This window comes from Burkholderia sp. GW821-FHT14F03 (genome assembly GCF_058803765.1).
This window is the reverse complement of the sequence record NZ_JBXAPG010000051.1, coordinates 40,818-48,140: the sequence shown is the minus strand read 5'-3', so window position 1 is coordinate 48,140 and position 7,323 is coordinate 40,818. Positions and strand designations below refer to the sequence as shown.

Below are 7,323 nucleotides of genomic sequence, written 5' to 3'. Positions count from 1 at the left end.
GTGCCGCTGCCCTGCTTCGTGATCCCGCCCGAGCCCGCGATCGCGCCGCCGAAGGTCTGGTTCGTGGCGTCGCCGAAAGTCAGGCCGTTGCCGCCGAGCGCCACCGTCGAACCGGCCACCCCGGACAGCGCGCCGACCGTCTGGTTCACGCCCGCCCCGCTGATGTCGAAGGTCGCGCCCGCGCCTGCCAGGTTCACCGCGCTCGCCGGCGCGAGGCTGCCGCCTCCGCCGATCGCCAGCGTGCCACTGTTGATCGTGGTCGGGCCCGTATAGGTGTTCGCGCCCGTCAGGGTGGTCGTGCCCGGGCCGTTCTTGGTGACGCCGCCCGCCCCCGACACCACGCCGGACAAGCCGAGGTTGTTGCTGCCGCCGAGCGTGAGCGTCGCGCCGTTGTTGATCCCGATGTTGTTGGCGACCGTCATGCCGGCGGTCGTGTCGAGCGTGGCCGCCCCGCCCACCGTCAGCGCGCCGGTGCCCAGCGCGTTGGCGTTGCCGAGCACGATCCCGCCGCTGTTCAGCGCCGTGCCGCCCGTATAGGTGTTCGGACCCGACAGCGTGAGCGTGCCCGTGCCGTTCTGCGTGAGGCCGCCGCCGCCGCTGATCACGCCCGACAGCCCGAGATTGTTGCCGCCCTGCACCGTCAGCCCGCCGCCGTTGAGCGTGACGTTGTTGTTGAGATTGACGCCGGAGTTCGCGCTCTGGATCGCGCCGCCGTTGCCCGTGATGGTGCCGGTGCCGAGCCCCGCGTTGTTGTCGATGATCGCGACGCCGCCGTTCAGCGCTGCATTCGTCGCGCTCGACGCGCCGGTCAAGGTCCAGGTGCCGCTGCCGACCTGCAGGTTCTGGAAGTTGATGTAGCTGCCGTTGTTGATCGCACCCGTCGCCGGACCGCCGCCGTTCTGCTGCAGCACCAGCGTGTTGTTGCCGCCCGCGCCGCCGTCCACGGTGCCGGTGGCCGCGAGGCCGATCGTGACCGCGCCGATCCCGAGGTTCAGCTGCACCCCGGTGCCACCGGCGGTGTTCACGGACGACCCGGTGGTGGCGGTAAATGTGTTGGTGCTGTTCGCCCCCATCGACACGCTGCCGTTGATGGTGCCGGAGTTGGTGAAGGTGTTGCCCGTGCCCGGCGTGCCGGACGCCTGCATCCCGACGCGTCCCGTGATCGTGCCGCTGTTGTTGATGTTGACCTGCCCGCCGCCGTACGCAGCCACGACAGGCGCGTCCGCGCCGACCAGGGTCGCGCCGATGAGCGGGTTCGAACCGATGACGCCGGTATTGGTGATGTTGGTGGTGCCGCCCGTGCCGTTCTGCACGCCGAGCGCCATCCCGGTGACGCCCGACAGCGCGACACCCGTCGCGCCGTTCATCGTGCCGTTGTTGGTGACGGTCGTCGTGCCCGCCGACGCATTGCCGATCAAGGCGCCGCTCGACAGCACGCCGAGCCCGGTGCCGAGCGCGGACGGATCGATAGTGCCGTTGTTGGTCAGCGTGTTGTTGCTGCCCTGGAGCGACAGCGCGGTGCCGCCGACGCCGAGCAGCACGCCGAGGCTCGCGCCATTGTTGACGGTGACGTTCAGACCGCTGCCGGCGTTCGAGTAGCTCGGCGCCAGCGGGTTCGCCACGCCGGAGCAGTTCACCGTGGGACCCGCGCTGCTGCACACCGCATACGCGGGAACGATTCCCGCGCCCGCCAATGCGCAGAACACGCCCACGGCGGGCACGAATTTCGGAATTTCTTGATTTTTTTCACGGCGAATACGGCCCATTTTTCACCTCGTCATGGATTTAAAACGGTCAACAATGCAACGGCTTTTTGATTCAAATCATTTTTTCGATGCAGAGCACCATTCGTATTGATGGCGAAATTCTTTTTATGAAACGTTTCCGGTTTCGGGCAACAACTATCCCTGCCGGGCGAAAGCAGCATGAGGCCGGGCGGGAGAATCTGATGACGCAATGGAACAGCGGCGGGAACGGCCTTACAGAAGCATTCCGGACACCCCCTCATGAGAGCAAATCCGACTGCATTAACTTTTGGTTTATAGGCAGCTGACGAAAAGGCTAGGACAAAGATCTACGATTTGCAAAATCAAACCGATTCCGATCGATAAAAATAATAGATATTGATAAAACTGCGCGCGCAGCGGCGAGATTTTCGGAAATCGATGCAATGGATGCCGGGCCGGGCGGCGACGCGCGGCAAGGGAAGGGAAAGGGGGCGACGGGCAGTTGCCAACGGGCGGCCGGCGACGGGCGTCAGTCGGCCTGGGCGCGCTCCAGCAGCAGCGCGCGCTCGCGGGCGTTGCCGGTCAGCTCGGCGGCGCGCAGAAACGCCTGCCGCGCCTCGGCATGGCGGCCGAGCCGGGCCAGCAGGTCGCCGCGCACGCTCGGTAGCCACGGATAGCGCGCGAGCGCCGGATCGTCGGCCAGGGCGTCGACGAGCGCGAGCGCGGCCGCCGGTCCGGCGAGCATCCCGATCGCGACCGCGCGGTTGAGCTCGACCACCGGCGACGGCGCGACCTGCGCGAGCGTCTCGTACAGCGCGACGATGCGCGCCCAGTCGGTCTCCGCCATGCTGGATGCGCGCGCATGACAGGCGGCCAGCGCCGCCTGCAGCGCATACGGGCCGCGCGCGCCGCCGAGCGCCTCGGCGCGGGCGAGCGACGCCAGCCCGCGGCGGATCAGCAGCGGGTCCCAGCGGCCGCGATCCTGGTCCGCGAGCAGCACCGGCCGGCCTTGCGCATCCGCGCGCGCGGGCAGGCGCGACGCCTGGAGTTCCAGCAGCGCCGCCAGCCCGTGCGCCTCGCTCTCGTCCGGCGCGAGCCCGACCAGCACGCGGACGAGCCGCAACGCCTCGTCGCACAGCGCGGGACGCGTCCAGTCGTCGCCCGCCGTCGCCGCGTAGCCTTCGTTGAAGATCAGGTAGATGACCGCGAGCACCGATGCGAGCCGCGCCGCGCGCTCGTCGGCGGGCGGGACCTCGAACGGCACGCGCGCGGCGCTCAACGTGCGCTTCGCGCGCACGATGCGCTGCGCGATCGTGGGCTCGGGCGTGAGGAACGCGCGCGCGATCTCGCCCGTCGTCAGGCCGCCCAGGAGCCGCAACGTGAGCGCGACCCGCGCCTCGGTCGACAGCACCGGATGACAGGCGATGAAGATCAGCCGCAGCAGGTCGTCGCCGATATCGTCCTCGCGCGCGGCGTCGAGCGCGGCGACGAAGTCGGGCACGACGTGAGTTCCGAGCGCGTCCAGCTCCAGCCCGTGCGCATCGCGCTTGCGCGCGTGCAGGGCCTCCTGGCGCAGCCAGTCGAGCGCGCGTCGTTTCGCGGTCGTCATGAGCCACGCGCCCGGACGCTCGGGCACGCCCTCGCGCGGCCAGTGCTCGAGCGCCGCCACCAGCGCGTCCTGCGCCAGTTCCTCGGCCACCCCCACGTCGCGCACGAAGCGCGTGACGTGCGCGATGACGCGCGCGGACTCGATCCGCCAGACGGCTTCGATCGCACGATGAGTCAGCGTGGCGCTCACGCGGCTTCCCGACCGATCTCGTGACGGCAAGCCGCGCCGCGCGAAGGACGCGCGCGCCTCAACGATTGCCCTCGAGGTCGCCCTCGATGCCGCGGAAACGCTCGACCGCGGGACTGGGCTCGAAGTCGTCCAGCGTGAACAGCTGGCGCACCTCGATCGTGCCTGCCGCGTGCTCGCCGAACGGCGCGGGGAAGCGGCGCGTCCATTCGAGCGCCTCTTCGCGCGAGCGCACCTCGATCAGCGTATAGCCCGCGATCAGTTCCTTCGTCTCCGCGAACGGGCCGTCGACGACCGTGCCCTTGCCACCCTCGTAGTGAATGCGCCAGCCGTCGGACGACGGCCGCAGGCCGGTGGCGTCGAGCAGCACGCCCGCCTTCGCGAGTTCCTCGTGATAGGACGCCATCGCGGCAATCAGGGATTCGTCCGGCATCACGCCGGCTTCGCTGCTGGCGGTCGCATGGACCATGATCATGAATCGCATTGCTGGCTCCTTGTCTGCCAAAGTGAACGTGAACGGACGCCGCGAACCGGCGCCTTGTTCCTACGACGCGCGATGTCACCCGGGTTCGACATCCCGCGCGTCGAACCCGGGGAAAACCCCTAGCATGCGACCGGGGCAGCGCGGCTCAGAGGAAGCACGGGCCGACCTCGCGCACTTCGACCGTGCACCACTCGGCGGCCGGACAGGCCTTCGCGATCGCGAGCGCCTCGTCCTCGGTGTCGACATCGAGCAGGAAGAAGCCGCCGATCATCTCCTTCGCCTCGGCGAACGGACCGTCGAGCAGTTGCGTCTCGCCCTGGCGGACCCGCACGCGGGTCGCCTGATCGGCCGAGACCAGCGACTCGACCGCGCGCAGAACCCCGCGTGCGCGCAGCGCGTCGGCGAAGCGGGCCATGCGCGCGTACAACGCCTCGCCTTCCTCGCGGGTGCGCGTCGCGCGTTGGTCCGTCGGTTCGACGATCAGCAACAGGTAGGACATGGAGCGCTCCGGTGAAATGGCATACGGCCGCGCACGCGCGCGGCCCGGCACAACCGCGCTCGCATTGTGAGCCGGGACGCGGCGCGGGTCCACCCGGGTGCGCCCCGGTTGGTTGGGTTCGGCGCGGGTTCGGCGCGGGTTCGGCCTGGGTTCGGCCTGGGTTCGGCTCAAGCGCGGCGACCTGAGCGGCGTGCGCGCCACGCAGCCCAGGCCGCCCCTGTCAGCAGCCCCGCGACGTGCCCCTGCGCGATCACCGGCCCGCCGAGCCACGTCGCTTCCGCGCGCGGCGTGCCGGCGACGAGCTGCCAGCCGACCCGCGCGACGATCGCGAGCGGCGCCAACCACAGCACGGGATCACGACGCGCATACGGCCACAGCGCGAGCATCGCGAGGCCGTACACGACGCCCGACAGCCCGACATAGCGCGCCACCTCCGGCGCGCCGAGCCATAGCAGCGTCCCGCAGCCCGCGGCCAGCCCGCCGAGCGTCACGAACGCGCGGCCGCGCGCGGCGAGCACGCTCGCGCACAGCGCGACGCAAGCGACGTTGAGCAGGCAGTGCGCCCAGCCCAGATGCACGAAATGCCCGGTGACGAGCCGCCAGACCTCGCCCGTCGCGATCGCGACGCGGTCATAGGCGAGCGCATCCCGCACCCGCGCGGGCAGCGCCTGCAGCATGATCGGCAGCAGCGCCGCGACGCCCCAGCCCGCGCGCGGCGCAAGCCAGGTCGAGGCGACGGCGTCGGCATCGACGGGCGGGAGCAAGGAACGATTCATGTGCGCGCAGGAAAACATGGCCGAATGACCGGTTGATGTCCGAATCTTACATACGCCTGTCATCATGCTTTCCTAGTCTTTCGGAATGCCCACTCATCGGACCCGCCCATGCGCCCGCTGCCCTCTCTCTTGATCGTGCTGTCGCTGCTCGCCGCCGGCCCGGCCGGCGCCGCCCCGCTTCCCGCCTGTGGCGGCGGCGCGACGCTGCTCGCCGACATCCAGGCCGGCGCCGGGCCCTCGCCGCTCGCCGGCCAGACCGTGTCGATCGAAGCCGTGGTGACCGCCGACTACGGCGGCGCCGACGGCTTCGGCGGCTTCTTCGTCCAGCAGGCCGACGCCCAGCGCCAGCATCGGCCCGGCGTCTCGGAAGGCTTGTTCGTCTACGCGCCGAAGCTGCGCGCGAACGCGGGCGATCTCGTCCGCGTGAGCGGCAAGGTCGAGGAAAAATTCGGGCAGACCCAGCTCACGCTGTCGGGCGGCATCGCGGTATGCGCGAGCGGCCAGACCGTCACGCCCGCGACGCTCACGCTGCCGGTCGCCGATCCGTCGACCTTCGCGGCATACGAAGGCATGCTCGTGCGGCTGCCGCAGAAGCTGACCGTGAGCGAGGTCTACGAACTCGGCCGCTACGGCAGCGTGCTGCTCAGCAACGGCCGGCTGCGCAACCCGACCAACGTCGCGCCGCCCGCGCAGACAAAGGCGCAGGCCGACGCGAACGCGCTCAACCGCCTGGTGCTCGACGACGGCTCCAACAAGTCCAACCCTGCATCCGTGCCGTATCCCGCGCCGGGCTTCAGCGCGCCCAACACGCTGCGCGCGGGCTACACGGTCAGCGGCGTCGAGGGCGTGCTCGAAATGCGCTACAGCGCGTGGCGGCTGCAGCCGGTGCCCGGCGCGCCCGCGCCGAGCTTCGACGCAGCCTCGAACCCGCGCGCCGCGGCGCCCGCGCGCGCGCCGAACGCCGACCTGCGGGTCGCGTCGTTCAACGTGCTCAACTACTTCAACGGCGACGGCAAGGGCGGCGGCTTCAAGGATCCGAACAATCGCGGCGCGCAGTCGGCGGAAGAATTCGAGCGGCAGGAAACCAAGATTCTCGCCGCGCTGCGCGGGCTCGACGCGGACGTGATCGGCCTCATGGAGATCGCCAACAACGGCTACGGCGAACTGGGCGCGGTGCGCCAGCTCGCGGCCAGACTGGGCGACGGCTGGCGCGTGGTCGACCCGGGGCTGCCGAAGCTCGGCGGCGACGCGATCGCGGTCGCGCTGATCTACAACAGCCGCGCGGTCGAGCCGGTCGGCCGCCCCGCGACGCTCGACATCGACAACAAGAACCGCCAGCCGCTCGCGCAGACCTTCCGCCGCATCGGCGGCGCGCGCGGCGTGACGATCGCGGTCAATCACCTGAAGTCGAAGAACTGCCCGGACGCGGCCGGCGACGATCTCGACCAGGGCGACGGCCAGGGCTGCTGGAACGCCACTCGCGTGCGGGCGGCAGGCAAGCTGGCCGACTGGCTGGCCGGCAACCCGACGGGCGCATCCGCCGACGGCGTGCTGCTGATCGGCGATCTCAACAGCTATGCGAAGGAAGACCCGGTCCGCCTGCTCGAAGGGCGCGGCTACGTGAACCTCGTCGCGCGGTTCGTGGGCGATTCGGCCTACAGCTACGTGTACAACGGCGAGGCCGGCTACATCGATCACGCGCTCGCCTCGCCGACGCTCGCGGCGCGCGTCGCCTCGGTCAACGAATGGCACATCAACGCCGACGAGCCGATCGCGCTGCAGTACACGTTCAGCTACAAAAGCAAGGAGCAGCGCGACACCTACTACGCGGCGGATGCGTATCGCTCGTCCGACCACGACCCCGTGCTGATCGACCTCGCGCTCGCCGATCCGCCGTCCGCGGAAGTGCGCGCCGGCACGGGCGGCGGCGCGGCCGAGTCGGGCGGCGGCGCGCTGGACCCGTGGTTCCTGCTGCTCGCGGGCACGGGCGCGGCGCTCGTGTTCGCGCGCCGCGCGCGGCGGCGCTGACGCGCGGCCGGGCT

General features: G+C 70.4%; 7 protein-coding genes. 2 read left to right on the top strand and 5 right to left on the bottom strand.

The features are described from left to right. Window positions 1-1,766: beta strand repeat-containing protein (locus AC1RQF_RS27695; protein ID WP_492873402.1), on the bottom strand; the 1,766-nt coding region annotated here is incomplete at its 3' end. Window positions 1,767-1,834: 68 nt separating this feature from the next. Here AC1RQF_RS27695 and AC1RQF_RS27690 point away from each other — a divergent pair. After that, the gene (locus AC1RQF_RS27690) at window positions 1,835-2,053 is read left to right on the top strand and encodes a hypothetical protein (protein ID WP_273996680.1); all 219 of its coding nucleotides are present in this window, start codon (window positions 1,835-1,837) and stop codon (window positions 2,051-2,053) included. A 203-nt stretch (window positions 2,054-2,256) separates the two neighbouring features. Here the strand turns inward: AC1RQF_RS27690 and AC1RQF_RS27685 are convergent, their stop codons facing one another. The 4 genes from AC1RQF_RS27685 to rrtA form a co-directional block, all read right to left on the bottom strand. Continuing rightward, complete coding sequence (locus AC1RQF_RS27685; RefSeq protein WP_273996681.1) at window positions 2,257-3,525, bottom strand: RNA polymerase sigma factor; 1,269 nt, start codon at window positions 3,523-3,525, stop codon at window positions 2,257-2,259. Between the two features lie 58 nt (window positions 3,526-3,583). Next, window positions 3,584-4,006 carry a YciI family protein gene (locus tag AC1RQF_RS27680; protein ID WP_273996682.1) on the bottom strand — a complete coding sequence of 141 codons (423 nt, stop codon included), beginning with the start codon at window positions 4,004-4,006 and terminating at the stop codon, window positions 3,584-3,586. A 145-nt stretch (window positions 4,007-4,151) separates the two neighbouring features. Beyond that, the gene (locus AC1RQF_RS27675) at window positions 4,152-4,505 is read right to left on the bottom strand and encodes a YciI family protein (RefSeq protein ID WP_273996683.1); all 354 of its coding nucleotides are present in this window, start codon (window positions 4,503-4,505) and stop codon (window positions 4,152-4,154) included. 167 nt (window positions 4,506-4,672) lie between these two features. Beyond that, the gene (gene rrtA, locus AC1RQF_RS27670) at window positions 4,673-5,281 is read right to left on the bottom strand and encodes a rhombosortase (protein WP_273996684.1); all 609 of its coding nucleotides are present in this window, start codon (window positions 5,279-5,281) and stop codon (window positions 4,673-4,675) included. A gap of 108 nt (window positions 5,282-5,389) precedes the next feature. Here rrtA and AC1RQF_RS27665 point away from each other — a divergent pair, with 108 nt between their 5' ends. Then, window positions 5,390-7,309: an ExeM/NucH family extracellular endonuclease gene (locus AC1RQF_RS27665; RefSeq protein ID WP_492873401.1), complete on the top strand. Its 1,920-nt coding sequence runs from the start codon at window positions 5,390-5,392 to the stop codon at window positions 7,307-7,309. The last annotated feature ends 14 nt before the right edge of the window (window positions 7,310-7,323 follow it).

Bases quoted from the DNA above. Each gene is read 5' to 3' on its own strand.
- rrtA (WP_273996684.1), bottom strand. From the start codon at position 5,281: ATGAATCGTTCCTTGCTCCCGCCCGTCGATGCCGACGCCGTCGCCTCG.
- AC1RQF_RS27665 (WP_492873401.1), top strand. From the start codon at position 5,390: ATGCGCCCGCTGCCCTCTCTCTTGATCGTGCTGTCGCTGCTCGCCGCC.
- AC1RQF_RS27680 (WP_273996682.1), bottom strand. From the start codon at position 4,006: ATGCGATTCATGATCATGGTCCATGCGACCGCCAGCAGCGAAGCCGGC.
- AC1RQF_RS27675 (WP_273996683.1), bottom strand. From the start codon at position 4,505: ATGTCCTACCTGTTGCTGATCGTCGAACCGACGGACCAACGCGCGACG.
- AC1RQF_RS27690 (WP_273996680.1), top strand. From the start codon at position 1,835: ATGCAGAGCACCATTCGTATTGATGGCGAAATTCTTTTTATGAAACGT.